The following is a 26182-nucleotide window of genomic DNA, read 5'->3' on the forward strand; positions in this document are numbered from 1 at the left end:
AGCGTCACCCGGCAAGAACAGGCCACACCTTACTTCTTCATCTGCGACAAAATCGTCCGACACTGATTCGCTTCGCCTTCTGACGGCGAAATCAACGCCAGCAGCGCCGCCGCAGGGGTGACCAGCGTGGCGAGGGCGGCGGCAACCGCACCGCGCGCAATCAGCGGCCCGGCCTTCACGCCCGCCTGCGGATCTTTGAAGGTCCCGCGAACGTAGAGCGGCGAGCGCAGGGTGATGATGCGAATGCCTTTACTTTCCGGATCGATGGTTAAATCCAGCTGCTCGGACGCCATGCTGGCGGTACCGGTGATGTTGATAACCGCGTTTTCCGTGTCGAATGCGAAAATCTGCGGACGCGCCACACCGTTGACCAGGTCCACGTTTGCCGCCGCGCAGTTCACGCGCACTTCATCGTCTCCGAAGATTTGTCCGACGATGAAGTTACCGACGTTCAGCCCCAGGATCTCCATCAGGTTACGGCTCACCAGCCCGTCGTTCATTAGCAGCTTCAGGTTGCCGTTTCCGCTGCCTAACAGCGCGGCCACAGAGTTACCCGTGCCGCGAATGTCCGCATCGCCGTTCATCTCACCGAGGGTTTTCTGCATCAACTCCACGTCCGGCATCAGCTCTTTCAGCTTCAGACGACGCGCCTGGATCTCCGCCCTTCCCTGCATCGGCTTTTTATCCCCCTCAAGGTGGATATTCGAGGAAATGGTTCCCCCGGCCATGCCAAACTTCAGCGGTTGCAGGCGCAGATCGGCGTTTTTCAGGATGATATGGGTCGAGAGGTTGCTCAACGGCAGCGTGCTGCCATGCTCAATTTTACGTCCTTTGAAGCGCACGTCCGCATCCATTACGTCCCACTTGTCGGTTTCGAAGCGGTCATAGGGCAGCACTTTACCCGCAGGCTGAGCGTCCTTTTTGACCTCTTTTGACTTCGTGCCTTTACCCGAATCTACGCCAATCAGCGGACCAAGATCGGCCAGACGCAGCTGGCGGGATTCAACGTCCCCCTCCAGTTTCGGGCGCGGTTTTCCGGTGGTGTAGGTCAGCGTGCCGTGTATATCGCTATCGCCGATGCGGCCGTTGAACCCCCGGTAGTCAAAGACGGACGATTTTTCAGCGTCGATTTTTGCGACCAGCCGCCCGTCCGTTTCAAACGGCGGGGTATCCGGCAGCAGCACGCCGGTGAGATCGTACAGTTCACCCAGCGAATCCCCGGCAAACTTAAGCTGGAGGTCGACGCCGCCCATGTTCATCGGGTCGTTAACCGTGCCCACGAACGCCACGCGGGTATTGCCCGAGCGGAAGTCCGCCTGCACCGGGAACGGCGTGCCCTCACTCCTGAGCGCCAGCATGCCGCCGATTTTGCCTTTACCGGTCAGCGGCTGGCCGTTGTAGCGCCCTTTCGCTGTCAGGCCGAAGACGTAATCGCCAGCTTTGCTGTCATCGCCTTTGGCTTTGCTGCCCGTCACTTCGCTAAACGGCAGCGGCTTGCCCAGCGGATCGACGAGGATCTCCACGTCAGCCTTACTTACTTTATCGTCAATGGCGATCCGCCCCCGATCGAACAGAATATTGTCGAGGCGGAAAGACCACGAAGAGGGCTGCGCATTCGGATCTTTATCGCCGCTGCTGGCGAGATCGAACGTCCAGTTGTTGGTTTTCTCCGACAGGCGAATCAGCCGCGCGTCGGGCTGCTGAAGTTTGATCCACGGCAGATACACCGTTTTGGTTAACAGGGCTAACGGCGCCAGCGTGGCTTCCACGCGCGGCAGGTGGATCATGGTCACTTCGGGGATGTCCGGCGGGTTGCCAAGAATGATGTCGTCAGCGTGAACGTGCGGCCAGGGCACCCAGCTTCGCCAGCCGGTTTCCTCTTTCTGACGCTCCCACACGACCCCCAAATCGCCACGTATTGCGAAGGGGCGGTTTAGCTCGGTCGAGACTTTCTGGTTGATGGTCGGTTTGAGGCGGTTCCAGTCAAACGTGGCGATAATGATGATTAAGACCACGATCAGCAACAAGAAAATCCCTGCTGTCCAGGAAATCACCCTGGTTGTTTTTGTCATTGTTGTCCCCTTTCCTGATGAACTTGCCTTTAAAACTATAGTTCAGACAAAGGGAAGCGGGCAGATCAGAGGGTGGTTATCACCTTTTCCAGGGTATCCATGGGGACAGGACGAGAGAGGAAATAACCCTGTGCCGCCGCTGCCGGAGAATTTTGCACGTCGCGCCACTCTTCCAGCGTTTCCACGCCTTCCACAATGACGCCCTGGCAATAGCGGTTCATCAGTTGCAGGAGCATCGTAAACAGGTTCCGTCCTTCCGGTGTCTGGCGCAGCATGATAAACAGATCGCGGGCCACTTTGATGTAGTCATAACGCACTTCGCTCAGGGCGGAGAAGTTGGCCATACCGGTACCGAAATCATCCAGCCACAGCGGGCCAAACTCACACATCGAGGCAAATGAGGAGTCCTGCGGCAGCTGAACATGTTCCACCAGCTCGAAGCGCATCCACGGCAGGGTGGCAATCAGCGCCTGCAGCGTCGCATTCTGACGTAACGCCATCAGGGTTGGACCATCCACGTTCACCGAAGCCAGAATACCGTGCTGCTCGAAGAACGCCTGCTTCGTCGCCAGCATTCTCAACTGCTCTTCCAGCACGTCGATGCGCTGACGCACGGCAACCTCCGCAAAATAGCGGTCCGGCGCGATACGCTGCGAAGGGTTCGATGGATGAGTGACGACCGTTAACACCTCAATTGCCATTAACCGACCGTCAGTACGGTAGATAGGCTGATAGGTGTACGCTCGCTCACATTGCAGCCAGTAGCGATGCTCCTGCAAGTTCTCAATACTTGCCTCAGGCGTAGTGCTCAGCCGCTGGATAACCTGCTCTGACTTCATTTCGGATGTCCTGTTGTATGGGATAGCCTTTCTGGACTCGTCACTGAGTTATCGGCCCGCCAGGTGAGAACTTTATGTTCAATTCAGCGGGAAAATGAAATTAAGATGACAGAAATATGCCGGAACACGCGCTGGCTCAAAAAAAATAATGGAACGTCGTTTTAATATGGTTGACCGTAAAAAACACACAGCGCACACTACTCTTAATTACTCTGTTCAGGTTCACGACTATGTCTAAGAAAATTGCCGTGATTGGCGAATGCATGATTGAGCTGTCCCAGAAAGGCGCGGAAGTCAGCCGCGGTTTTGGCGGCGATACATTGAACACCTCCGTTTACATTGCCCGTCAGGTCGCCCCCGACGCGCTGAGCGTGAGCTACGTTACCGCGCTGGGAACGGACAGCTTCAGCCAGCAGATGCTGGAGGCCTGGCAGGGTGAAAACGTTGAAACTTCGCTGATCCAGCGAATGGAAAACCGTCTGCCGGGTTTGTACTACATCGAAACCGACAGTACCGGCGAGCGCACCTTCTATTACTGGCGTAATGAAGCGGCTGCCAAATTCTGGCTGGAAAGCGATGCCGCCGCTGCGATTTGCGAAGAGCTGGCCACCTTCGATTACCTCTACCTGAGCGGGATCAGCCTGGCGATCCTGAGCCAGCAGAGCCGTGAAAAGCTGCTGTCACTGCTGCGCGAATGCCGTGCCAACGGCGGTAAGGTGATTTTCGATAACAACTACCGTCCGCGCCTCTGGGCCAGCCGCGAAGAGACGCAGCAGGTGTATCAGCAGATGCTGGAATGCACCGATATCGCCTTCCTGACGCTGGACGATGAAGATGCCCTGTGGGGTGAAAAGCCGGTTGATGAGGTCATCGCCCGGACGCAGGCCGCTGGGGTCAGCGAAGTGGTGATTAAGCGCGGGGCGGAGTCTTGCCTGGTGGCGGTGGCGGGTGAAGCCGTGACAGAGGTGCCGGCGGTGAAGCTGGCGAAAGAGAAAGTGATCGATACCACTGCGGCGGGCGATTCTTTCAGCGCGGGGTATCTGGCGGTACGTTTGACGGGAGGTACGCCAGAAGCGGCAGCGCAGCGCGGACACTTGACGGCCAGCACGGTGATTCAGTATCGCGGAGCGATTATTCCGCGCGAGGCGATGCCTGCTTAAGGAATGGGCGGGCTGAGGGTTCCCCACAAATTAATGCGAGCACTGAGCAATCCCCTCGCCCCTCCGGGGAGAGGGTTAGGGTGAGGGGAACATACGGCGGTGGTGGTCATTCCGTTCACTTTATGTTCCTTGCTACTCTGTAACGACATGACCGGTGAACGTGCCAGGGTGGCTCAGTCGCCACCACCCTGGCGACCCGGGCTCCCGGCGCATCCCTGTGCCTCGCCCCGGCCGGAAGGCAAACGCCTCAGCGATTTACAGCCGGACCAGGGCATCGCTGACAGCCCTCAGTCATTTAGAAAGCAACTTTATTGCTTCTGCATAAAATCCCTCAGCCCACAGGGAGAGGGAACGCAGGGCCTTACTGGCCCTGCGGAATATCGCTCGCATCCTGGTGCAAATCATCGGCCGCCGCCTGTACTGGCTGCGACGGCGTCGCCATGATGGCGTTCCAGGTGGCCTTTAACTCTTTCATGTCATATTCCGGCTCACCTTTCGGCTGCAACAGAATCAACGCCATATCCTGAGACAGCTGCTGCCGCAGATCCTGATTCAGCATCTCCACGGTCAGACCGTTCAGGAAATCCTGACGCAATTTCTGATACTGCTCCGGCGCGATATCCACGACCTGATTCTGTAAGGAGCGAATGCGCTGGCTGATTAAGATATCGGTATCGGCGCGGGCATAGGTGGCAAACAGTTTCTGCAATTCGAGGGATTTCTGCGCCACCAGGGCGTTAAATTCCTCTTCAGACAGGCCCTCTTTACGCACTTTAGCCAGCTCTTTCGCCACCACGCCGAGATTGGCATTCAGCTTATCACCCGGCGATTCGACGTTAATGGCGCACTGGGCGCGCTGGAACAGCACGCGGCAGTCAAAGCCCAGACCAATGTCTTTCACGTTGTTCTTGCTGAGCGTCTGCTGAACATGCCAGAACAGCGCTTCACGCGCCAGGTCCGCACGCCAGTAACGCAACAGCGCCGAGGACTCACGGATCGGCTGCCAGGCGGTATCCCACATCATCGAAAGACGATCCTGACGCACGGTATCCGTCATGATACTGACCGTCTCAGGACGCAGCGGGGACAAAGTAGGAACAGGGGCGGGCGTTTCACGCTTCCCTTTTAGATCGCCAAAGGCTTTGTTGATCTGCTCTATCACCGCACGGCTGTCCACGTTGCCCACTACAATGAGGGTCATGGCATCCGGGGTGTACCACTGCTGGTAGAAAGATTTCACCTGCGCGGCATCAACCGGCTGTTTCAGCGGTTCTGCCGGGTCGTGTCCAAGCAGCGTGGACCCTTTCAGGCGGTAGCGCCACCAGCCTTCTTTGGTATCCGTCGGCCAGGTCGCCACCATGTCGCTGTTGCTCAACGCATAGTTTACGGTCTCAGGCGTAATCGCCAGTTTGCCGGTGGCATCGGATAGATAGGTAAGCGCTTCTTTAAGCAGATCGTTACGGTTGTTGGGCAGGCTCAGATTAAACATGGTGTAGTCATAGGAGACCACAGCCGGGGGCAGCGGGCGTTTCGGATCGATGGCCTGTTGCCATAAAGAACGCACCTGAACCGCCTGCAAACTGCCGCTCTGGGTGAGCGCCAGTCGAGGAATAAAATGGCTTAAGCCGGTCTGCTGGGTGCTTTCAGTGAGGGAGCCGGTATTCACAGCCAGACGAATTTCAATGCGATCGCTCGGACGTTGCGGAGTGGATAACACCTGCCACTGGAATCCGTTCGCCAGTGTTCCCTGTTGCCAGGCCGGGTCTGGCTGGAGCGCATCTGCCTGCACATAACTGGCTGCTGCCATCATCAGCAAACCGCCGGTTAAGAGTCGAATTTTTGTGCCCTGCATGTGAACCCCTGATCAACATTCCTGGTTAAAGAGAGTGTCTCGCGACGTGAGCACTCAAAGATGACGATGAAAACCTTCCGATTAGACAGCGTGTTCGGCTAAACGTCACGGGCGGAAGCGAAATATACCCAAAAAAATTTTGTCGAAATATGACAGGTATGAGCGGTTATTATGCGCAGGTGCCCGCATCCCCACAAGGGAATACGGGCATTTATGAGGGATTAAGAGGATAAACCGGGGGTTTTGTCCTCAGATGTGCGATTATTCAGCGTATCGTTAAGTTTCTTGTGATCCAGCTCTTTTACCCACTTCGCCACCACAACCGTCGCCACACCATTACCAATCAGGTTGGTTAACGCGCGGGCTTCAGACATAAAGCGGTCGATACCGAGGATCAGGGCCAAACCCGCCACCGGCAGATGGCCAACCGCTGAGATAGTGGCCGCCAGCACGATAAATCCGCTGCCCGTTACGCCCGCCGCCCCTTTCGAGGAGAGCAGGAGGACGACCAGCAGCGTAATCTGATGGAAGATATCCATGTGGCTGTTGGTGGCCTGAGCAATAAAGACCGCCGCCATCGTCAGGTAAATCGAGGTGCCGTCCAGGTTAAAGGAGTAGCCCGTAGGAATAACCAGCCCCACCACTGACTTACGGCAGCCCAGCTTTTCCATTTTATCGAGCATACGCGGCAGCGCGGACTCAGAAGAGGATGTGCCGAGGACAATCAGCAGCTCTTCACGAATGTAACGGATAAATTTGAAGATGCTGAAGCCGGTCGCACGAGCGATGGAGCCGAGCACCACCACCACAAACAGAATACAGGTGATATAGAAGCAGATAATCAGCTGGCCAAGCTGTACCAGCGTGCCGACGCCGTATTTCCCGATGGTGAAGGCCATCGCGCCAAAGGCACCAATCGGGGCCAGACGCATAATCATGTTGATGATGCCGAAGATAACCTGCGAGAAGCTTTCAATGACGTTAAAAATCAGCTGACCTTTGCTGCCAAGACGGTGCAGGGCAAAGCCAAACAGCACGGCAAACAGCAGTACCTGGAGGATATTTCCGCTGGCGAACGCGCCAATCACGCTGCTCGGGATCACGTCCAGCAGGAAGGCAACAATCCCCTGATCTTTCGCCTGTTCAGCGTAAACCGCCACCGCTTTCGCATCCAGCGTGGCCGGGTCAACGTTCATGCCCGCGCCAGGCTGTACCACGTTGACAATAATCAGGCCGATAATCAGCGCGATGGTACTGACAATCTCGAAGTACAGCAGGGCAACCGCCCCCGTACGCCCGACCGCCTTCATGCTTTCCATGCCGGCGATACCGGTCACCACGGTACAGAAGATGACCGGCGCGATGATCATTTTGATGAGCTTAACGAACGCGTCGCCAAGCGGTTTCATTTGCGCGCCCAGTTCCGGGTAGTAGTGACCGAGCAGAATACCGATGGCGATGGCTGTCAGGACCTGGAAGTAAAGACTTTTGAAGAGTGAGGTTTTCATAGGGTGTCCCTGGAAAGAATAACTACAGGCTTTGTAAGGTTATGGTTAACCTGCGGCTTTAAAATAACACCCACATAACAGGACAGAAATAAACGGGGTTCAAATTTGAAACACAAATGTTAAGAACTTTGAGCTGGCTCGCACAAGCCAGCAACAAAATTACACTTTTGCGTTATTGCCAGCGTCGGCGAGATAGCGTCGCTCAAAGGTATCCGTCGGCACGGCGCGGCCAAACAGGAAGCCCTGACCGCTCTCCACACCCGCCGCAGCCAGCCACTCGCGCTGGGCTTCGGCCTCAATACCTTCGGCAGTCACGTGCAGGTTCAGGCTGTGCGCCATCTGGATAATGGCCTGCACCAGGCTGCAATCCTCCGGCAGCCCTTTCACAAAGGTTTTGTCGATTTTCAGGACGTCCACCGGCAGGGTTTTCATGTGCTGGAGCTGACGCAGGCCGGAATACCCCATACCAAAATCGTCCAGCGCAATGCGGATCCCGGCATTACGCAGCGGTTTCAGAATGGCGACAGCGTCGTCAGGATTGTCAATACAACGGCTCTCGGTGACTTCCAGGATCAACGTGTGGGGCTGGATGCGGTAGCGATGGATCAACTCGAGCATATCCGGCACCATAGTCGGGTGCATCAGCTGTAGCGCAGAAAGATTCACCGACAGCGGCAGCGTGATGCCCCGTTGTTGCCAGGCCGCAAGCTGGCGGCACGACTCTTCCAGCACCCAGTATCCGACGGTGACCATCAGGCCGCAGGACTCGATACGTTCGATCATCCCCTCAGGCAGCTCCCACGTGCCGTCCGGCTGCTGCATGCGCAGCAACGCTTCGGCGCTGGTCACTTCACCCGTGCGCAAATCCACCTGCGGCTGTAGCCAGAGCGCAAACTGGCGATTGTCCATCGCCGTCAGAATGTCGCTCTCTTCCGTCAGGCGCTGCTGGGCTTTTTCCATTTGCTCCGGATCAAAGAACTGGATCTGGTTTTTGCCTTTTCGGCGCGCGGTAAACGCTGCTGAGAAAGCCCGACGGTATAACTGCTCGGCGGTCAGACCACCGTAGTACATTGCGATACCAATGCTGGCACTTGGGCGTAGCTGGATACCCTGAATGGGTAGCCGCTCATTTATGACAGTGAGTACTTGCTGACCTAACGTAATAGCGTGCCACGGCTCTTTTACACCGTGCGCAATCACCACCAGGTCATAGCCGCTGACCTGGGTAAGTACCATGCGCGGCGCCAGCACAGATTTGATTTTTTCCACCAGCGTCAGTAATAGCATCTCGCGCTGGCTCTCTTTCAGCACGCCCGTCGTGTCCTGCAAGGTCTCGCAGGCAATCACCATCAGCGCGGTGGTCTGCTGGCGAGCGACGGTCTGCTCCAGCAGGGCCATTAAAAACGCTTTGTTTGGCAGGTCGGAAACCGGGAAACGGGTGGCGTTATTACTGACCTCTTCCTGCTGACGCAGGACACGCTGCTGGTTGATATTGTAACTGCGGACCAGCATGCCGATTTCATCGTCGTGATGCAGACGCGGCAAGGGAAGCTGATGCCCCATATGCTCCTGCGGAGAGAGGTCATTCAGCTCCCGGGCTATGCGGCGCAACGGATGCACAATTAACCGGTTGATGCACCACGTCAGCGCCACGCTCAACATTAAGGTCAAAAGTAAGTAAGTAGTCACTAACGTAGCAACCCAACTCATGACGAATTTATACATGCGGTACGAGTCCGCCTGTAGTACCAGATAGGCCAGCGGCTGCGGGTTAGCCGGTCTTTCCAGGGAATAGAGAGGCAGGGAAATCTGCACCGGCAGTTCAAACAGGCGCATCACCATCATCGGGACGGGACGCTCCGGGATAAAGCTCATCCGCAGCGCCTGGAACTGGTTCGGCAGCACGACGTCGGCGCGGCTCACGATACCGGCGGGCTGAATGCGCTTCAGGATGGATTCCGCCTCGGGGATATCCCCTTTCAGGATCGAGGCCGACAGGGGTTCCCGCACCGAGCGGGCAATACTTTCCAGTTGCGAAGCCGTGTTATAGCGATTCTGCTGTACGGAATGAAACAGCAAAATGACGCAGAAGATGAAGACAAACAGCATTGTGACGGCAGACACCATCGCCATCTGTTTGATCGTTAAGGAACGGCTGACACGCAAAATGACTCTCCACAAAACTCGAAGCGCAGGGCGCACCAGGGCGTAAACCTGGTGCGCCCGAGTATACCCGATAGCTGCACTTTTAAGAGAGACTTACAATTAGATTAAGCAAAAATCCGATCACCAGTCTGCATAAGGCACCAGCGGTTCCGGCGGTAAGTCCATATCACCCTGCCAGCCTGCGGCAGAATACCGAACATAGAGCAACGCATGGCTCGGGGTATAGTCTTTCGCTTCCTGAATATCGACGCCCAGACCGACAAACCAGTTGGACGTCACACGGCGTTCAACAATCGCCCTTGCGGTATAACCCGTCCCTGACGAGCTACTTCCGGTTCCCATCACACCTTTATCGGTATAACGGCCTGGCTCATTGTCCGGTATCAGCCCCTGCAACGGATAACGCATCACATCTTTTGTTTTTGAATGGGACCATGAGACGGAACCGCCCAGTTCCCATGACCAGTTCTCTGTGCGTTTACGCCAGTTCACCGGTAAGGCGAACGACACATACTCCTGGGGACTGTAGTAACCGCCCTGGCCCAGCGAATAGCCACTTAAATCCTTATCGTAATGCCAGAGCATGTTGGACACACCGACCGTCAGACGCTCGTTGTTCTGATTGATAAGCTTGTAGTAATAGCCGGTCATCCAGCGGACCCGCCAGTTATCTTCGACATTCTTCCCGGTGAGGCTGTCGGCACTCAGGCTTGACCAGATCCCGTTAGCTTCGCCTTTGTCGTAGCTCATGCTCACGCCGCCACCGGTAGCACGCACGCCGCCCCAGGTGGTGTCGGTATTAGGATCTTTTTGCCCGGCGAAGGCCAGCACAGAGCTGGAAATCGGACGACGATGGGCGTTCAGGGTGTAGCCAATCGGCCCCAAGTCGTTGCTGTAGCTCAGGCTGCCCACCACATCGACCACGTCGAAGCCCATCGGCGTTGTACCGATGTCCCACGCCCAGGTGCTGTTCTGCCAGCCGACGGCCACGCTGGCGCCGTTGGCCGACTGGTTCGTGCTGCCGTGACATGGCGTTTCGGCGCAGGTACCCCATGTCGGATCGTAGGTTCCGTTATTGGTGTCAAAGGAACCGGCGTTCATATTGACCAGATCGCTACGGAAGAACATGCGGCCATCCGATAGCGGCGCATCCACCTGGAGCATAGTGGTGTGCGCTTTCAGGTCGGAATAGCCCCCCGTGCCGCTGGATCCCCAGTAGTCGTGTTGCAGCGTGACGTTCAGATCCTGCTGACGATAAAGATCGCCTGCATCGCTGCGCACGCCGCGCTTCAGCCAGTCATCTTTCTCATCGTTACGCGTAAGACGCGTAAAGCTGTCGTTATCGGTCGGACGGGTCGTCGTGATGCCCGATGAGACCATCGCATCTTTCCAGGTGTCCAGCGCCTGCTGAGGCTGGCCGTTTTGCGCCTGGAAACGGGCGGCATCACGCATCACCAGCGCGCTTTCCATAGAAGGCGGCTGCGATTTTGCCTGAGGAACAATGGCGTTGAAGGTCTTTTCTGCCGCGGCAGGATCACCCAGACCGGCCTGCGCCATGGCGATCCGGCGCTGCATATTGAGGGAGAGCGGTTCGCCGTTTTGTGCCGCGGGCAGTTTCGCCAGCTCAGCGCGAGCGGCGTCCCTGTTGCCCTGAGCAAGATTGACTTCGGTCAGGCCGAGAATTGCGTCTTCGTTCTGCGGTTCCCGTTGCAGGACGGTGTTGTAGGCGGTTTTCGCGGCCTCATGATCGCCACGCTGTTCAGCCCAGTCCGCCAGCGTTAAGTCGATACGAGTGGACGGGGGCTGCTGGCGAAGCAGCGCTTCCGCCTCCTGCTCTTTTCCACCGTCGCGCAGGCGGTTGGCGTTTTCCAGCACCTGGTTACTTTGCAGGCGGTCCGCCAGCGCCTGGATGTTGCCGTTCCACTTGTCGCGCGGCAGCGTGTTCAGATGCGCCAGCGCGGCCCGGTCCAGATCGTTACCGGACAGGTAAAGCCCGCTGGCGTAAACCTGATCCGGATCGCCCGGTTTCTGGCTTGCCAGCTGACGCATCAGGTTATCCGCCTGGCTGCGCTGACCCGCGCTATACAGATCGCGTGATAGCCGGTAGGTGATCCACACGTCGCCCGGGGAAAGCGCAAGGCGTCGGCGCTGAATTTCTGCGGCCTGCGCATAGTTTCCCTGGCTTTCCAGCTGTTCAGCCTGAGCCGAGAGCTGCTCGTTCGTCAGGCTACGTTCAATATCATCAATGCTGCGGCGCTGGCTGGCAGAGAGCGACTGAATAAACTGCGTCGCCTTCTCCGGAGACTGCTCGCGATAAATCTTGGCAAGACCGCGTACCGCGTTGCTGTTGCCGCTGTCCATCCGCAATGCCTGGCGATAATAGCGTTCAGCCGCGTCGTTATCTTTGCGCGCCGCCGCCGCGTCACCCAGCCCCAGGACCGCGTAGCTGTCCGTATTGTCAATGTTGCGCGCCTGCTGATAATAGCGTTCCGCCTGGGCTGTCTTGTTGGCTTTCAGGGCGTTGTCACCCTGCTGGATCAGCAGCCAGTATCGGTTAACCTTCAGCAGGCTGTCCCATTTGCCCCGGTTGTCGCTCTGCGGATCGAGGGCGATCGCCTTTTCAAACTGCGCAACCGCGCGGGCGCGATCGCCTTTCTGCGAATAGGCCTGCCCCAGCGCGCCTACGGCTTCACTGTCGGCGTGGTTGGCGCTGACTGCTTTCTGCAACTCCGTTACCGCTTTACTGCCCTGCCCGGCATCCACTGCGGCTAACCCTTCGGCTTTGGCGCGAAACGCCGGATCGGCGAGCTGTTTTTGCTGCGCTTCAAGCTGGGCGCGCGCCGCCGTCACGTTATCGCCATCGCTGAACACGCTCAGGTATTGTTGCAACGCGGTAACGCTGGCGCTGCTGGCCGGCTGATCTTTGATCTGCTGGTACCACATGTCCGACGCCTGACTGCGGCCATTGTTCGATTTGGCCATCTCCTGTAACACCGCAAACCCTTCATCACGCCGTCCGCTCTGGAACAGAAGCTGCGCCAGCGAAGCCTGTAGCGGGGCGTTGCCCGGACTGCTGGCGTTGATTTTCTTCAGCTGATTAATGGCCAGATTGCGGCGGGCAGGCTCTTTCGCCACCACGTTCCAGTACTCCGTCGCGATGTCGCCGCTGGGCGGATTACCGTCAAACAGTTTGTCATACGCGGCAATAGCTTCCTGCGTGTGCCCGGTGGTGGCGAGCAGGCGAGCCTGCTGGAGGGCCTGCCGACCATCCGGCGTGGAGAGCAGCATGGTCGTACGGGAGGACTGGTACGCACTGGAATCGGGTGCCATTCCTTTCAGGCGATCCAGCTCTTTTTGCGCGCCCGCCGTATCCCCCTGTCGTAACAGGTAGCGGAAGCGAGCGGCAATCACGTCCGGGTTGTTGGGGTCGATCAGCTCAAGGCGATAGAGCGACTGGCGCACCAAATCCTCACGCTGGTTGGATTCCCCCAGACGAACCTGTTCCAGCAGCTGTCTCTGCTGCGGGGAGTTGGCGGCCTGGGCCAGGGGCATGAGCGCCAGGCCAAGCGATAAGGCGAGTAGATTTAGTGTGAACGTACGCATTCCTGGCCCCAATCCGGTAGTAATTCACCTTGCGCGGTGAAACGAAAACGATGCTGATCCCACCCTTGTCCAAAGAGGGTCAGAACGTAGCTGTAATAAGCATTGTTATCGGGAAAACGATCGGCGACACGCTGGCGTTGCACCGCCTGCGCGTCCCGTTCTTGTAAAAATGGAAGCAGGGAGGCAGAAAACCCTACCGGCCCATCTCCGGTACGTTTCCCGGTCGCTACGTCCACTTTTTCCGGCGGTAAGCCTTGTTTGATTGTGGTGGTCGCCATGGGCTTGAAACGCGCCAGTAGCCGGGCTTTTTGCGGATCGTTATCGTTCATCATCCCTACCCACAGATAGACGCGAATCGCATCGTAACTGCCGATCAGGGTCGTATCCTGCTTCAACTGCCAGCCGCCCTTTTTCTGGTATTTCACCCAGTTCGGGGAAAATCCTTTTGGCGCGGTCTCCAGCAGCAGACGCAGGTTGGTTTCACGGAGCGTTGTCCACGGTGCGCCGAAACGGGTGAAATAGCTCGCAAGCTGCGGCGGCAGGTAGCTGGGGTTGAAGCGCCAGACACTCTCATCGGCAAAACCGACTTTACCCGGCAGCAGCATAGAACCCAGCCCCGGCACCTTCACCACTTCCTCACTGGCAATGCGCGTCAACAGCGCCTTACCCGTGCGTGTGTAATCGGGATTTTTCCACAGCCGCCCGGCTTCCAGCAGCGACCAGGCAATCCAGATATCGGCATCGGACGCGGAGTTAGGGTCGATAACCGCCCAGGTGTTGTCGTCCTTTTTTCCCCATAGCCACGCCGGGAGATGTTGGGCTAAATCCCCCTCGGCAAGGTTATCGCGCGTCCATGTCAGCAGCAGATCAAACGTCTTGCGATCGTTTGCTGTTAGGGCAAAGAACAGTCCGTAACTTTGCCCTTCGGAGGTGGTAATTTTGCGCGCGTCACTGGGATCAATGACGCGCCCACTTTCGCTCATATAATCCTGTTTGAACGTCTCCCAGGCAGGCCAGCGACAGGCGGCATGCAGATTCGCCGCCGCCAGCATCAACGCTGCGACTACACACCCGCGAAAGATTTTCATCACGGCTTACTCATGGTCCGGGTTAAGACGACGACGGCTGATGATTCGCAGCAGACGCCACAATACCCACGCCAGCAATACAACGCTGAGCGCAGCCAGCACGGCCAGCAGCACCGGGTGGTTAGAGAGGGCGTACCACAGGCGTTCGAACCACGGCAGATGACCGACGTAGTAGACATCCCCCACGCGCAGGCTGTTTACCCCCGACTCACGGATCACCGAGACGGAACCGAACATTGCCGCCCGTTTACCGCTGTCGTTCATGGCCGTGTTGAGCAGCTCATAGCCGCGCGGGCTGTCCGCAAGCAGGGCGATCACGCTGCGCTGGTCGTTATACGGAGACTGGAAACCGACAATCGCAGCCATCGGACCCGTTGAGCTTACGGTCGTCCTGATATTGGCCTGGCGATCGCCGCTGTCCGGCATGATGCTCGGGAACTCGGTCTGACGCAGCGGCGTGTTGACCCATGACTGAGCCGCCTGCACCAGCAGATCGACGCGCTTCTCGTCTTTCAGCTTGTCCGGAATGTTGCCGATGACCATGATATCGGCATCTTTGTTCTGGATCTGGCTACCGTCATCCGTCACCGTCACGTTGATAGCCGGTAAGCCGGTTTGCGCCCCGACGGTGCCCATGGTGTCCAGCAGCGTGGCAACCTGGCCTTCGTTGGCCGCTTTTGGCATCACGACAATCGATTCAGAGAGATCAGCCATGCGGCTGAACGGGAAACTGGCGTTAGCAAACGCACGCAGATCCGGCATCGCGATAAAGTGGTAATACTTCGAGAAGTCGATTGTGGAATCATCACCAATCACCACGTGGTTTTGCACCGGCTGGAAGGTAATACAGTTTTCCACCGATCCACCCGGCATCGGGTTCATATACTGGAAGTTAAACCGCAGCTGGTTCACCGCACCGAGCTTCAGCGCCGGGATCGACACATCGGTTTTGCCATCCAGCAGCCCCTGCAATACAGGCAGACGAAGCATCAACCGGTTTGTCTCCTGGCTGCTGGTCAGGCTGAAGGATTGCAGGAACTGGTTGTTGAGGCTGATATCCATGCGCGAGCTGTCTTTGGTTACCGGCGCGGTGTAACGGTAGTTCAGGTTGATATCAATACCGTTGGTGCGCAGCAGATAGAGATCCGGCGGCAGGTTCAGCGACAGGCTGACAGGAGAAGGTTCAAGCCCGGTTGACTGCAATTGCTCTTCATAGGTTTTCAGCTCGCCAAAGGTGATTGCCCGGTCGGTACGTACCCAGTTCGGCGCATCATAAGGCTTACGCGCCAGCAGCGGTTTCACCTCATCCACCACAACGCTGTTACCGCGGAACAGGATATTTCCCTGCGCAATGCCCTTCGCCGCCTGCACCAGATCTTTGTCATCACGGCCGAAGATCACCAGCAGCTTCACGTACGGATTGTCCGGATGGCTGATCATCTCGATGGTGGGTGCTTTCACCTCCGGATGGTCACGCAGGAATGCCGGGCGTTTGGCATTGGTGGCAAACACAATCGCGTTTTTGTCTGGCATTTTGTCGTACATGACCGGGAAACTTTGACCACGCCAGCCGGAGCGGGAACCAAACCAGGATGCCACGATAGAGGCCGCCAGCTGTTCGGTCACATCAGGAGAGCCCGCAAACACCATCGGCAGGTTCAGCGGACGGTTATCACGCGGGTCGAAGAACGGCACCGGGAAGGCGGAGAGATCGTTTTTCAACGCCAGCGGCTGATAGGTCATCTGAAGCGAAGAGTTACGACCAACATCCAGCCACAGGGTGCTGCTGGCCGGGTTTTCACAGACATCGCGGTAATGGCCGACAAATTCCAGACGCACGCGGTTAAAGTCGGTGATAAACAGCGGGTTAATCGGCACCTGAGCCAGGGTTTTCTTACCCAGTTGCTCTTTGGTGACGGGCAGGACGTCCATCAGCTCATCATTCAGATAGACCTTAAGCTGGGATTGCACCGGCAGCAGCGACGGCGACGGCGTGTATTCCAGGTTGAGCATCGCTTTCGACACGACTTCATCGCTACGCATACCGAATTCGACACCGCCATTTGGGTTGATGCCGCGCAGAACCATGCTGCCCGGAGGAGGCGCGATCTGGGCGAACGTCAGCTTAACGTCACGCGACGGCGTATTTTCCGCAACCACCGGTGCACTGGCTCCCGGCACGCCAGGCATAACCTGCCCAACCACCGGGTTGTCGGCGGGCAGCGTATTCCCCGTCGTCGGCTGATTCGGGACGACGTTTTCCGTCTGCCCCGGCGCCGCCGTCACTACCGGATCGGTCGCTTGCGCGACGACAGGCACCGTTGGCGCGGGTGTGGTCGCTGCGTTATCAGGCGCCGCGTTAGCCACTGTTGCAGGGAGCGCACTCATCCCCATTGCCACTGCACATAACCAGGAAAGTTTTGTTTTCATCGCGTTATCATCATTGTTGAGCCATAACCGGGTCCGCCTGCTTCGCTTCATCTCGCTCAGGTCGACGCGGAATGAACGACACGACCCAGGAAACCAGTGAAGTAAGTGACCGGAAAATTAATTTCACCGACGACGGGGCAAATTCTGCAAGGTGACGATAGCCACGGAACCCCAGCTTAAGAATATCCAGCAGGCTTTCCAGAGGCTTATCCTCAGGGAAGCTGTCCTGCCAGAGAGCCCACGTATCCGCGCGGGCAAACGTACACTGCACAAAATCAATGTGTTGCTTTTTAGTCAGCGGCATCAGTTGCAGACCCACTTCATTTCCTCTCACACGCACCACCTGCGTCGGGAAGACATACTCCTGCTGGCCGCGCTTAAGCAATAGGTTGACCTTCTGCCCCTCAAGCACCTTCGCCTGACCGTTGATCTTGATACCCAGACCGCCATCCGAAAAGTCATGTACGGTACAGGAGAAGAGATGTCCATCGTCGCGGGCAATGGCCGCTGGCATGCTGATTTCGACGCGATGCGCGCGGCGAACCTGTTTGCTCTCCACCGATACCGCCACCGCGCCACCGAGGATAACCAGGTTATAAAACACCCACGCCATACTCACGAAGACCGTCAGAATTTCGTTTTCCGGGCCGTAGAAGTAGCGCCAGACCCCAACAATCACGCCCACAATATTCAGCAGCACCAGGAAGATATAGGGCCGGGAGATCACCCAGTCGACATACTCCTCTTCCACCAGCCCGCCCTTCGCGGTGACGTTGAATTTCCCTTTATGCGGGTTAATCAGCGCCACCATGGTTGGCGGCGCGATATACCAGGCCAGCACCGTTTCGTAGATTTCACTCCAGAACGAATGGCGATATTTCCCCTGAATCTTCGAGTTCGTCAGGCTGGCGTGGATCATGTGCGGCAGAACGAACAGGGCAATCATCAGCGCAGGCGCATAGATGATGTAAGCGTGAAGAAGCAGGAACGCCAGCGGCGCAGTGAGGAAGATAAGCCGTGGAATACCCGACAGGAAGTGGAACATGGCGTTGACGTAGCACAGCCGTTGCGCCAGTTTCAGTCCTTTACCCATCAGCGGGTTATCGAGGCGGAAAATTTGCACCATGCCGCGCGCCCAGCGAATACGCTGGCCGATGTGCGCCGACAGGGATTCCGTGGCCAGCCCCGCCGCCTGAGGAATGCGCATGTAGGCGGAGGTATAGCCAAGACGGTGCAGACGCAGCGAAGTGTGCGCATCTTCCGTGACCGTCTCGACGGCGATCCCGCCAATTTCATCCAGCGGTTTACGGCGGATCACCGCACAGGAGCCGCAGAAGAACGTTGCGTCCCACATGTCGTTCCCGTCCTGCACCAGGCCATAGAACAGTGTGCCCTCGTTCGGGGTTTTACGAAAACGACCGAGGTTACGTTCAAACGGGTCCGGTGAGAAGAAGTGGTGCGGCGTCTGCATCATCGCCAGCTCTTTCTCCTTCAGGAACCAGCCCATGGTCATTTGCAGGAACGAGCGCGTTGGCACGTGGTCGCAGTCGAAAATAGAGACGAACTCCCCTTTGGCATATTTCAGCGCATTGTTGATGTTACCGGCCTTAGCGTGTTCATGCGTGGTACGGGCGATGTACTCGACCCCTACTTCGTCCGCGAACTGGCGGAACTCGGCGCGGCCACCGTCATCGAGGATCCAGATTTTGATTTTATCCTTCGGCCAGTCGATACCCAGCGCGGCGTAAATGGTGTTTTTCACCACCGACAGGTCTTAGTTGTAGGTCGGCACGAAGAGGTCCACCGTTGGCCACTGGGTCGTGTCTTTTGGCAGCGGCACCGGCTGTCGATTCAGCGGCCAGATAACCTGGAAGTAACCCAGCACCAGCACGATCCAGGCGTAGGTCTCAGCAAACAGCAGCACTAACCCACACACCAGGCTGACCGGATCGTCCCAGTTCAGCGTTGAGGTATATCGCCACCAGATGTAGCGGCAGGAAACGGTCAGCGACAGCACGATCAGCATCAGGGCAGAAAAACGCCCCGGAATGCGCCGCACCAGCAGCGCCACGCCCCACAGCAGGATCAGGAAGGTAAACTGTGCCAGCGGGTTGAAGGGCTGGGTAATACAGACCAGCGCCAGTATGAGCGAGAACACCACCACCACGCCGAGAATAAAACGCCGTAAGCCCGGGTGAAGGTGCCCGAGCTCTTTGTGATTATCTAAATGACCTGTTCTATCGCCAACCCGGTCGGGTAGCCGGTTAAGCCACTGGTGATAGTGTTCACGTAAGTTCTGCACGCGATCGAAGCTGCGCCAGCGTGACGTTTTTTTCTCCGCACCCGTTGAGGTCGCCAGAAGCCAGATGGACTGTATAGCGTAGCGCGCGGGATCGAGCGGACGCGGCTTGTCAGGGTTGATATGCGGATAGAGTTCACCGTGGCGCGCACGAATACGTTGCCAGCGTGGATGTTCGAGGGGGATGAACATCCACGCCAGAATCATCCAGAAGCAGCCCAGCGCAGCGCTCAGCGATGAGGCGCCGTGATGACGGTAATGGCGGTAGCGTTCACTTAAGCGCGAACTGACCGGCGGGATGAGCAACCAGTTGGTCAGGCGGCTCATACTGAACTCCCGGCAGGCTCCGGCCGTTTCGCAAAGTGCAGCAGACACCAGTTGGCCAGCGTCAGGATCTCTTCTGCCGCCAGTGAATCACTACGGTACTCCCCAAGCGGTTGTTTGGAAGCGAGGCACTCCGCCATCGCTTCGTCACGATGGATAACCATTGGCAACAGGCGGCGCTGACTCTGGAGCCAGACCTGGTACAGATCGTCCTGGATCTGGCTGCCAATGCGCAGATCGTTAATCAGAATATGGGCATTGGCAGGCATTGCCTGTTGATGCAGACGGATATGACAATTCGCATCTACGTTCGCAATGGAGAGCACATGGTCGCACTGCGCCAGAAGCTGGCGGGTCAGCGACGCGGCGCCGTGCGGCAGGTCCAGCAGGATCCACTGATAGTGTCCGCTCTCTTTCAGACTCTGCAAAGCGGTGGTGAAGCGAGAGAACAGGCGCTGAAACGCAGCTTCATTCCCGCGTTCGGTTTCCGTCATCTGACCAAAGGGAAGCAAATCGAGCTGGGAGGTATAGCGCAAACCCGCATCCCGCCAGTCTTTATCGTCCAGAAGCGCGCGCCCCCAGCCGTTTTCATGTGTAAAGTCGACATTGAATGACATGCGCAGCAAATTATCGGAGCAGGCATCAATAACCAGTACTGATTCACCTAAAACCTGTAATGACCACGCCAGCGCCGCGGTTACGGAAGTTGTACCCACTCCACCACGGACGCCCTGTAATCCTAGTACGGCCATCAATGGCTTCCTTATTGTTGTTGGGCAAACTCAGCTAATAACGGCCAACGTTTAATAGCCGCAGCCAACTGTTCCCGCTGGGAAATATCGGTGTAATCTATTTCAGGCAATGAAAAAGCCTGCGTGAGCGCCAGAAAATCGTTTTGGAATGTGTAACCCAGGCTTGGGTCGACTGGAGTTGCGGGTTCGTTATTTTGCATTCTTATTTCATCCCTTTGAGTAAAATCATAAGATTCAGATGCAGCGAGGCGTCCTGCCCACGAAATTTCATTTACATGCTAAATCTGATGTTCTTTAATTTCAATGTTAGGTTTATTTCTACGCTTTCGCTAGTAAACTGAGAGACATAGAAATTCGACGAAAAGAGGGACACCGTGGACTCCATATTTTCTATTGGCATCCAGTCATTATGGGACGAATTGCGCCACATGCCAGTCGGAGGAGTCTGGTGGGTTAATACGGATCGTAATGAAGATGCCATCAGTCTGGTAAACCAGACGATAGCGGCGCAGGGTAAGGATTACCGCGTGGCCGTCATTACGATGGGCGATGAGCCAAAGTCAATCATCAGGCTCGAAACTGACCGTGGACCCCAGACAGTACGATTATTTTCCATGCCAGCGGAGGCCGACAGTTTATACTTTTTGCCCCGCGATATTCAGTGCTCTATTGTTCCTGAACACTATTTACTGATTCTTAAATGTTCTCAAAACGGTCTACAAAATATCCCGTCTGAAAAACTGCTGAAATGGCTGGGAAGAATCAGCAGATGGGCAAAAAATCAAAATTGCACCTTATTGGTTGTTAACCCGGGCAGTAATAACGACAAACTTTTTTCACTTTTAATGAGTGAATACCGTTCCCTCTATGGCCTGGCCAGTATTCGTGTCCAGACTGACAGCCATCTTTACGACGTGGCTTTCTGGTGCAATGAAAAAGGGGTGAGCTCCCGACAGCAGCTTACCCTCAAAAATGACGGGGACGAGTGGCATCTTGCTCAACAGGAAGAGACGGTGGTTCAGCCACGCAGTGATGAAAAGCGCGTTCTGAGTCATATTGCGGTACTGGAAGGTGCGCCTGCACTGTCTGAGCATTGGTCACTGTTCGAAACTAACGAGGCCTTATTTGATGAGGCGCGCACCACGCAGGCGGCGACCATTATCTTCTCGTTGATCCAGAATAACCAAATCGAAACGCTGGCACGGCACATTCACACATTACGTCGCCAGCGCGGCAGCGCGTTAAAAATCGTGGTACGTGAAAATAATACCAGCCTGCGCGCCACCGATGAGCGCTTATTACTGGGCTGCGGCGCGAATATGGTCATTCCCTGGAATGCTCCCCTGTCGCGCTGTCTGACGCTGATCGAAAGCATTCAGGGCCAGCAGTTTAATCGATATGTTCCGGAAGATATCAGCACCCTGCTTTCAATGACGCAGCCGATGAAACTGCGCGGCTACCAGAAATGGGACACCTTCTGCGATGCGGTGGGCAACATGATGAGCAATACGCTTTTACCGGCAGACGGAAAAGGGGTGATGGTTGCCCTGCGTCCTGTGCCGGGCATTCGCGTTGAGCAGGCGCTCACCTTGTGCCGCCCTAATCGTATCGGGGATATCATGACCATTGGCGATAATCGCCTGGTGCTGTTCCTCTCCTTCTGTCGGGTGAACGATCTGGATACCGCCCTGAACCATATCTTCCCGCTGCCTACCGGGGATATTTTCTCGAACCGCATGGTCTGGTTTGAAGATAATTTGATCAGCGCTGAGCTTGTCCAGATGCGAGCCCTGGCACCTGAAAAATGGGCCAAACCGTTGCCTGTTACAAGTGGTGCCAAACCGGTTCTGAACGCGAAACATGACGGGCATGTATGGCGTCGGGTTCCTGAGCCGCTACGCTTAATGGATGAGAACAAGGAGAGCGTTCCATTATGAATATCAGCGATATCATCCAACTGGTTGTTCTGTGCGCGCTGATTTTTTTGCCGCTTGGCTACTATGCACGCCATTCCCTGCGCCGTATTCGCGATACGATCAGATTACTGTTCGTCAAACCTCGCTATATTAAACCCGCCGGCACACTGACTCGCGCTTCAAACGTCAAGGCAAACCGAAAACATGACTAATTCTACCTATACCTCTTCAGCGCCATCGCCACTCTGGCAATACTGGCGCGGTCTGTCCGGCTGGAATTTCTACTTTCTGGTGAAGTTTGGTCTGCTGTGGGCAGGCTATCTTAATTTCCACCCGCTGCTTAATCTGGTGTTTATGGCATTCCTGCTGATGCCAATTCCGAACCTCAGGCTGCACCGTATACGTCACTGGATTGCTATCCCTATCGGTTTCGCCCTGTTCTGGCATGATACCTGGCTACCCGGCCCCGAAAGCATTATGAGCCAGGGCTCCCAGGTCGCAGGTTTCAGTGCGGACTATATGCTCGATCTGGTTGAGCGCTTTATTAACTGGCAGATGATTGGCGCGGTATTTGTCCTGCTGGTTGCCTGGCTGTTCCTGTCTCAGTGGATCCGGGTGACGGTGTTTGTCGTCGCGATTATGATCTGGCTAAACGTACTGACGCTGACGGGCCCGAGCTTCTCGCTGTGGCCAGCCGGTCAGCCGACGACAACCGTAACCACCACGGGCGGTTCCGCCGCCGCTACCGTCGCGACAGCAGGGGATACGCCTGTGGTTGGGGATATTCCAGCGCAGACGGCGCCGCCGACATCTACGAACCTGAACGCGTGGCTCTCCAGTTTTTACGCTGCGGAAGATAAGCGTCAGACGAAATTCCCGGACGCGCTGCCTGCCGATGCTCAGCCGTTTGAGTTGCTGGTCATTAACATCTGTTCTCTGTCCTGGGCTGACGTTGACGCGGCTGGTTTGATGTCGCACCCGCTGTGGTCGCATTTCGATATTCAGTTCAAAGACTTCAACTCGGCCACGTCGTACAGCGGCCCAGCGGCTATCCGCCTGCTGCGCGCGAGCTGTGGGCAGCCCTCGCATAAGAACCTCTACCAGCCGGCAGCTAACCAGTGTTACCTGTTTGATAACCTGGCAAAACTGGGCTTTACCCAACACCTGATGATGGGCCATAACGGTCAGTTCGGTAACTTCCTGAAAGAAGTGCGTGAACAGGGTGGCATGCAGGCCCCACTGATGGACCAGAAAGGGCTGCCAGTGACGTTACTGGGCTTCGATGGCTCGCCGGTCTATGACGATACCGCCGTACTTCAGCGCTGGTTCGACACCGTCGGTAAAGAGGAAGGGACGCGTAGCGCGACGTTCTATAATACGCTGCCGCTTCACGACGGGAATCATTATCCGGGCGTAAGCAAAACGGCCGATTACAAGGCCCGTGCGCAGAAGTTCTTTGACGAGCTGAACGCGTTCTTTAACGAGCTGGAAAAATCAGGTCGTAAAGTGATGGTGGTGGTGGTCCCGGAACATGGTGGAGCGCTGAAAGGCGACAGGATGCAGGTGTCTGGTCTGCGCGATATCCCAAGCCCGTCCATCACAAACGTTCCGGCCGGGATTAAGTTCTTTGGCATGAAGGCACCGCATCAGGGCGCGCCAGTTGAGATCACCCAGCCAAGCAGCTATCTGGCCATCTCGGAACTGGTTGCTCGCGCTGTAGACGGTAAGCTGTTTGTGGAAGATAGCGTGAACTGGGATCAGCTCACCAGCGGGCTGCCGCAGACGGCGGAGGTATCGGAAAACGCCAATGCGGTGGTGATCCAGTATCAGAATAAGCCTTATGTCCGACTGAATGCCGGGGATTGGGTGCCGTATCCGCAGTGACCTGCTACACCCTCTCCCCTGTGGGGGAGAGGGTTACTCTGCACTTCGTAACGAAATTTCACCGCCCACCCAAGGCTTAATCACGCCATCCTGTTCAAGCAGCAACGCGCCCTGCGCGTCAATGCCGCGTGATGTGCCGTAAATCTCTTTATCCCCAATCAGCAGCTTCACCGGTCGGTTAATAAAGTTATCCAGCTTTTCCCAGCGGGACAGGAATGGCGCTAACCCCTCTTGTTCAAAGAGCGTCAGCGAACTACGCAACTCATTGATCATGCGGACGGCAAGCGTATTGCGATCGATGGTGATCCCCGCTTCCTGTAGGTTGGTCCAGGCCTGGTTCACGACATCGTTCTGCACGTTTCGCATCACCATGTTCAGCCCCGCCCCAATGACGATCTGTGCGGCATCGCCTGTTTTTCCCGTCAGTTCGACCAGGATCCCCGCCAGCTTTCGATCGTTGAGATACAGATCGTTGGGCCATTTTACCCGCACCTGATCGGCACCCAAATCATGCAGCACCTCTGCCATCACAATGCCGATGACCAGGCTCAGCCCGATGGCCGCAGCTGGCCCCTGTTCAAGCCGCCAGTACATGGAAAGGTAGAGGTTGGCACCAAATGGCGAAAACCACTTACGCCCCCGGCGGCCACGTCCTGCCTGTTGGTACTCGGCAACGCAGGCATCACCGGATTTCAGCTCGCTCAGGCGATCCAGCAGATACTGGTTCGTCGAATCAATGACCGGCAATACCGCGACGTTACCGTGTCCAATCTGGCTGCGGATGATCTCTTCATTCAGTAACTGGATTGGTTCCGGCAGGCTGTAGCCTTTTCCCGGCACCGTAAACACATCCACGCCCCAGTCGCGGAGCGTTTGAATATGTTTATTGATGGCAGCGCGGCTCATGCCCAGCTGTTCGCCCAGCTGCTCGCCAGAATGAAACTCGCCATCAGCAAGAATACCGATGAGAGTTAACGGAATAGTATTGTCCTTCACGCAATGGTCTCCACGGCATTCACTTCGCCCGTTCGGCCAATAAAGCGAACTTCAGGCTCCAGCCAGACGTTAAATTTTTCGCCCACACGCTGGCGAACATGGTGCGCCAGGTTGACGACATCCTCACTTGTCGCGTTGGACTGGTTGATCAGTACCAGCGCCTGCTGACGATGAACAGCAGCGCCACCAAGCGTAGTACCTTTTAATTCACATTGATCGATAAGCCAGCCTGCGGCCAGCTTCACGCTGCCATCCGCCTGAGGATAATGCGGGGCCGTTGGCCAGCCGGCGAGAAACGCTTTCGCATTTTCGCTGCCGATCACCGGATTTTTGAAGAAACTGCCCGCATTTCCATTCACTTTCGGGTCCGGCAGTTTGGTCCTTCGCATGTGGCAAACGGAATCAAAAACCTCACGCGGTGTGACGGTAGCCGGATCGAGACGGGCCAGTTCGCCGTAAGTCAGAACGGGTTTCCATGCTTTCGCCAGACGCAGGCCAACGGCCACAATGACAAAACGATCCTGATAGTCGTGCTTGAAAATGCTGTCGCGATAGCCAAAGCGGCACTGCTCTGCGGTCAAACGCTTCGCCGTTCCGGTCGCGAGTTCGATGCAGTCGACATATTCGCAGACGTGTTTCAGTTCAATGCCGTAGGCACCGATGTTTTGAATAGGAGATGATCCTGCACAGCCCGGGATGAGGGCCAGGTTTTCCAGTCCGGGCATCCCTTTTTCAAGGGTATATTGCACCAGATGGTGCCAGTTTTCGCCAGCACCCACGTGTAAATGCCAGCTGTCAGCGCTCTCTTTACGCTCAATCCCCATGATGCGATTAACGATTACCGTCCCCGCAAAATCATCGAGAAACAGGACATTACTTCCTTCGCCCAGAATAAGTACGGGTTCACCGTTTTCTGTTGCGTTTTGCCAGGCATTCAGCAACTGCTGAGCACTGTCGGCACGTACAATTTGATTAGCATTCCGTTGAATACCAAAGGTATTCCAGGGCTTAAGGGAGTGATTCATAGACGCTATCCTGATGCAAAAACCGGGATAGTTTACCGTATATACGAAGGGATGGGTGATTAGTTTATGGAAAGGAAGCAGGTGCAGAAACGCAAAAAGGCCATCCTTTCGGATGGCCTCTTCACTTGTTTGATGCCTGGCAGTTCCCTACTCTCACATGGGGAGACCCCACACTACCATCGGCGCTACGGCGTTTCACTTCTGAGTTCGGCATGGGGTCAGGTGGGACCACCGCGCTAAAGCCGCCAGGCAAATTCTGTTAATCTGT

16 protein-coding genes, 1 rRNA gene and 1 pseudogene are annotated in these 26182 nt (G+C 56.4%); 4 read left to right on the forward strand and 14 right to left on the reverse strand.

Annotated elements, in window-relative coordinates; all coding sequences use genetic code 11:
* Positions 1–29: 29 nt before the first annotated feature.
* Positions 30–2072: an AsmA family protein gene (locus L3069_RS21495; RefSeq protein ID WP_023298835.1), complete on the reverse strand. Its 2043-nt coding sequence runs from the start codon at positions 2070–2072 to the stop codon at positions 30–32.
* A 65-nt stretch (positions 2073–2137) separates the two neighbouring features.
* Positions 2138–2911, reverse strand: coding sequence for a cyclic-guanylate-specific phosphodiesterase (gene pdeH, locus L3069_RS21500; RefSeq protein ID WP_015571521.1), 774 nt, complete (start codon positions 2909–2911; stop codon positions 2138–2140).
* Between the two features lie 230 nt (positions 2912–3141).
* On the opposite strand from pdeH, the gene L3069_RS21505 reads away from it, so the two are divergent.
* Positions 3142–4071 (forward strand): sugar kinase, encoded by a 930-nt coding sequence (locus L3069_RS21505; protein WP_022649722.1) that lies wholly within the window; start codon positions 3142–3144, stop codon positions 4069–4071.
* A gap of 361 nt (positions 4072–4432) precedes the next feature.
* On the opposite strand, the gene L3069_RS21510 is transcribed toward L3069_RS21505, so the two are convergent.
* The 9 genes and pseudogenes from L3069_RS21510 to bcsR all read right to left on the reverse strand — a co-directional run bounded on the left by L3069_RS21510 (position 4433) and on the right by bcsR (position 20293).
* Positions 4433–5923 (reverse strand): pitrilysin family protein, encoded by a 1491-nt coding sequence (locus L3069_RS21510; protein ID WP_038416892.1) that lies wholly within the window; start codon positions 5921–5923, stop codon positions 4433–4435.
* Positions 5924–6144: 221 nt separating this feature from the next.
* Complete coding sequence (gene dctA, locus L3069_RS21515) at positions 6145–7431, reverse strand: C4-dicarboxylate transporter DctC (RefSeq protein WP_022649724.1); 1287 nt, start codon at positions 7429–7431, stop codon at positions 6145–6147.
* Between the two features lie 159 nt (positions 7432–7590).
* Complete coding sequence (hmsP, locus tag L3069_RS21520) at positions 7591–9597, reverse strand: biofilm formation regulator HmsP (RefSeq protein ID WP_023307153.1); 2007 nt, start codon at positions 9595–9597, stop codon at positions 7591–7593.
* A 120-nt stretch (positions 9598–9717) separates the two neighbouring features.
* The gene (gene bcsC, locus L3069_RS21525) at positions 9718–13200 is read right to left on the reverse strand and encodes a cellulose synthase complex outer membrane protein BcsC (RefSeq protein WP_038418059.1); all 3483 of its coding nucleotides are present in this window, start codon (positions 13198–13200) and stop codon (positions 9718–9720) included.
* Positions 13182–14288, reverse strand: a complete 1107-nt coding sequence (gene bcsZ / locus L3069_RS21530; RefSeq protein ID WP_038416894.1) for a cellulose synthase complex periplasmic endoglucanase BcsZ — start codon at positions 14286–14288, stop codon at positions 13182–13184. The genes bcsC and bcsZ overlap by 19 nt, the downstream gene beginning before the upstream one ends.
* Before the next feature lie 6 nt (positions 14289–14294).
* Positions 14295–16718 (reverse strand): cellulose biosynthesis cyclic di-GMP-binding regulatory protein BcsB, encoded by a 2424-nt coding sequence (gene bcsB / locus L3069_RS21535; protein ID WP_071785220.1) that lies wholly within the window; start codon positions 16716–16718, stop codon positions 14295–14297.
* A 10-nt stretch (positions 16719–16728) separates the two neighbouring features.
* Positions 16729–19344 (reverse strand): annotated as a pseudogene (bcsA, locus tag L3069_RS21540) (UDP-forming cellulose synthase catalytic subunit).
* Entirely contained in the window at positions 19341–20093 is a 753-nt protein-coding gene (gene bcsQ / locus L3069_RS21545; RefSeq protein ID WP_023307157.1) for a cellulose biosynthesis protein BcsQ, read from the reverse strand. Before bcsQ ends, bcsA begins: the two are co-directional and overlap by 4 nt.
* A gap of 11 nt (positions 20094–20104) precedes the next feature.
* A complete protein-coding gene (bcsR, locus tag L3069_RS21550; protein ID WP_022649731.1) occupies positions 20105–20293 on the reverse strand; it encodes a cellulose biosynthesis protein BcsR in 189 nt (62 codons plus the stop codon).
* A 174-nt stretch (positions 20294–20467) separates the two neighbouring features.
* Here bcsR and bcsE point away from each other — a divergent pair, with 174 nt between their 5' ends.
* From bcsE to bcsG, 3 genes are read left to right on the forward strand one after another with little or no spacing between them, the layout of a single operon-like run.
* A complete protein-coding gene (gene bcsE / locus L3069_RS21555; RefSeq protein ID WP_038416896.1) occupies positions 20468–22030 on the forward strand; it encodes a cellulose biosynthesis c-di-GMP-binding protein BcsE in 1563 nt (520 codons plus the stop codon).
* Positions 22027–22221 carry a cellulose biosynthesis protein BcsF gene (gene bcsF, locus L3069_RS21560; protein WP_022649733.1) on the forward strand — a complete coding sequence of 65 codons (195 nt, stop codon included), beginning with the start codon at positions 22027–22029 and terminating at the stop codon, positions 22219–22221. Before bcsE ends, bcsF begins: the two co-directional genes overlap by 4 nt.
* Complete coding sequence (gene bcsG, locus L3069_RS21565) at positions 22214–23893, forward strand: cellulose biosynthesis protein BcsG (protein WP_023298844.1); 1680 nt, start codon at positions 22214–22216, stop codon at positions 23891–23893. The genes bcsF and bcsG overlap by 8 nt, the downstream gene beginning before the upstream one ends.
* A 33-nt stretch (positions 23894–23926) precedes the next feature.
* Here bcsG and birA read toward each other — a convergent pair whose 3' ends face one another.
* From birA to rrf, 3 genes are all read right to left on the reverse strand, one after another.
* A complete protein-coding gene (birA, locus tag L3069_RS21570) occupies positions 23927–24889 on the reverse strand; it encodes a bifunctional biotin--[acetyl-CoA-carboxylase] ligase/biotin operon repressor BirA (protein WP_003861169.1) in 963 nt (320 codons plus the stop codon).
* Positions 24886–25914 carry a UDP-N-acetylmuramate dehydrogenase gene (gene murB, locus L3069_RS21575; RefSeq protein WP_038416897.1) on the reverse strand — a complete coding sequence of 343 codons (1029 nt, stop codon included), beginning with the start codon at positions 25912–25914 and terminating at the stop codon, positions 24886–24888. The genes birA and murB overlap by 4 nt, the downstream gene beginning before the upstream one ends.
* Positions 25915–26048: 134 nt before the next feature.
* Positions 26049–26164 (reverse strand): 5S ribosomal RNA (gene rrf, locus L3069_RS21580).
* Positions 26165–26182 lie beyond the last annotated feature (18 nt).

Source organism: Enterobacter cloacae complex sp. ECL411 (assembly GCF_021869665.1).
In the GTDB taxonomy this organism is placed as follows: domain Bacteria; phylum Pseudomonadota; class Gammaproteobacteria; order Enterobacterales; family Enterobacteriaceae; genus Enterobacter; species Enterobacter intestinihominis.

Excerpts from the sequence above, each read along its gene's own strand:
- bcsF (WP_022649733.1), top strand. The coding sequence starts at position 22,027 with ATGAATATCAGCGATATCATCCAACTGGTTGTTCTGTGCGCGCTGATT.
- dctA (WP_022649724.1), bottom strand. The coding sequence starts at position 7,431 with ATGAAAACCTCACTCTTCAAAAGTCTTTACTTCCAGGTCCTGACAGCC.
- pdeH (WP_015571521.1), bottom strand. The coding sequence starts at position 2,911 with ATGAAGTCAGAGCAGGTTATCCAGCGGCTGAGCACTACGCCTGAGGCA.
- bcsQ (WP_023307157.1), bottom strand. The coding sequence starts at position 20,093 with ATGGCCGTACTAGGATTACAGGGCGTCCGTGGTGGAGTGGGTACAACT.
- bcsB (WP_071785220.1), bottom strand. The coding sequence starts at position 16,718 with ATGAAAACAAAACTTTCCTGGTTATGTGCAGTGGCAATGGGGATGAGT.
- murB (WP_038416897.1), bottom strand. The coding sequence starts at position 25,914 with ATGAATCACTCCCTTAAGCCCTGGAATACCTTTGGTATTCAACGGAAT.
- L3069_RS21510 (WP_038416892.1), bottom strand. The coding sequence starts at position 5,923 with ATGCAGGGCACAAAAATTCGACTCTTAACCGGCGGTTTGCTGATGATG.
- L3069_RS21505 (WP_022649722.1), top strand. The coding sequence starts at position 3,142 with ATGTCTAAGAAAATTGCCGTGATTGGCGAATGCATGATTGAGCTGTCC.
- L3069_RS21495 (WP_023298835.1), bottom strand. The coding sequence starts at position 2,072 with ATGACAAAAACAACCAGGGTGATTTCCTGGACAGCAGGGATTTTCTTG.
- bcsZ (WP_038416894.1), bottom strand. The coding sequence starts at position 14,288 with ATGAAAATCTTTCGCGGGTGTGTAGTCGCAGCGTTGATGCTGGCGGCG.
- bcsC (WP_038418059.1), bottom strand. The coding sequence starts at position 13,200 with ATGCGTACGTTCACACTAAATCTACTCGCCTTATCGCTTGGCCTGGCG.
- bcsG (WP_023298844.1), top strand. The coding sequence starts at position 22,214 with ATGACTAATTCTACCTATACCTCTTCAGCGCCATCGCCACTCTGGCAA.
- bcsR (WP_022649731.1), bottom strand. The coding sequence starts at position 20,293 with ATGCAAAATAACGAACCCGCAACTCCAGTCGACCCAAGCCTGGGTTAC.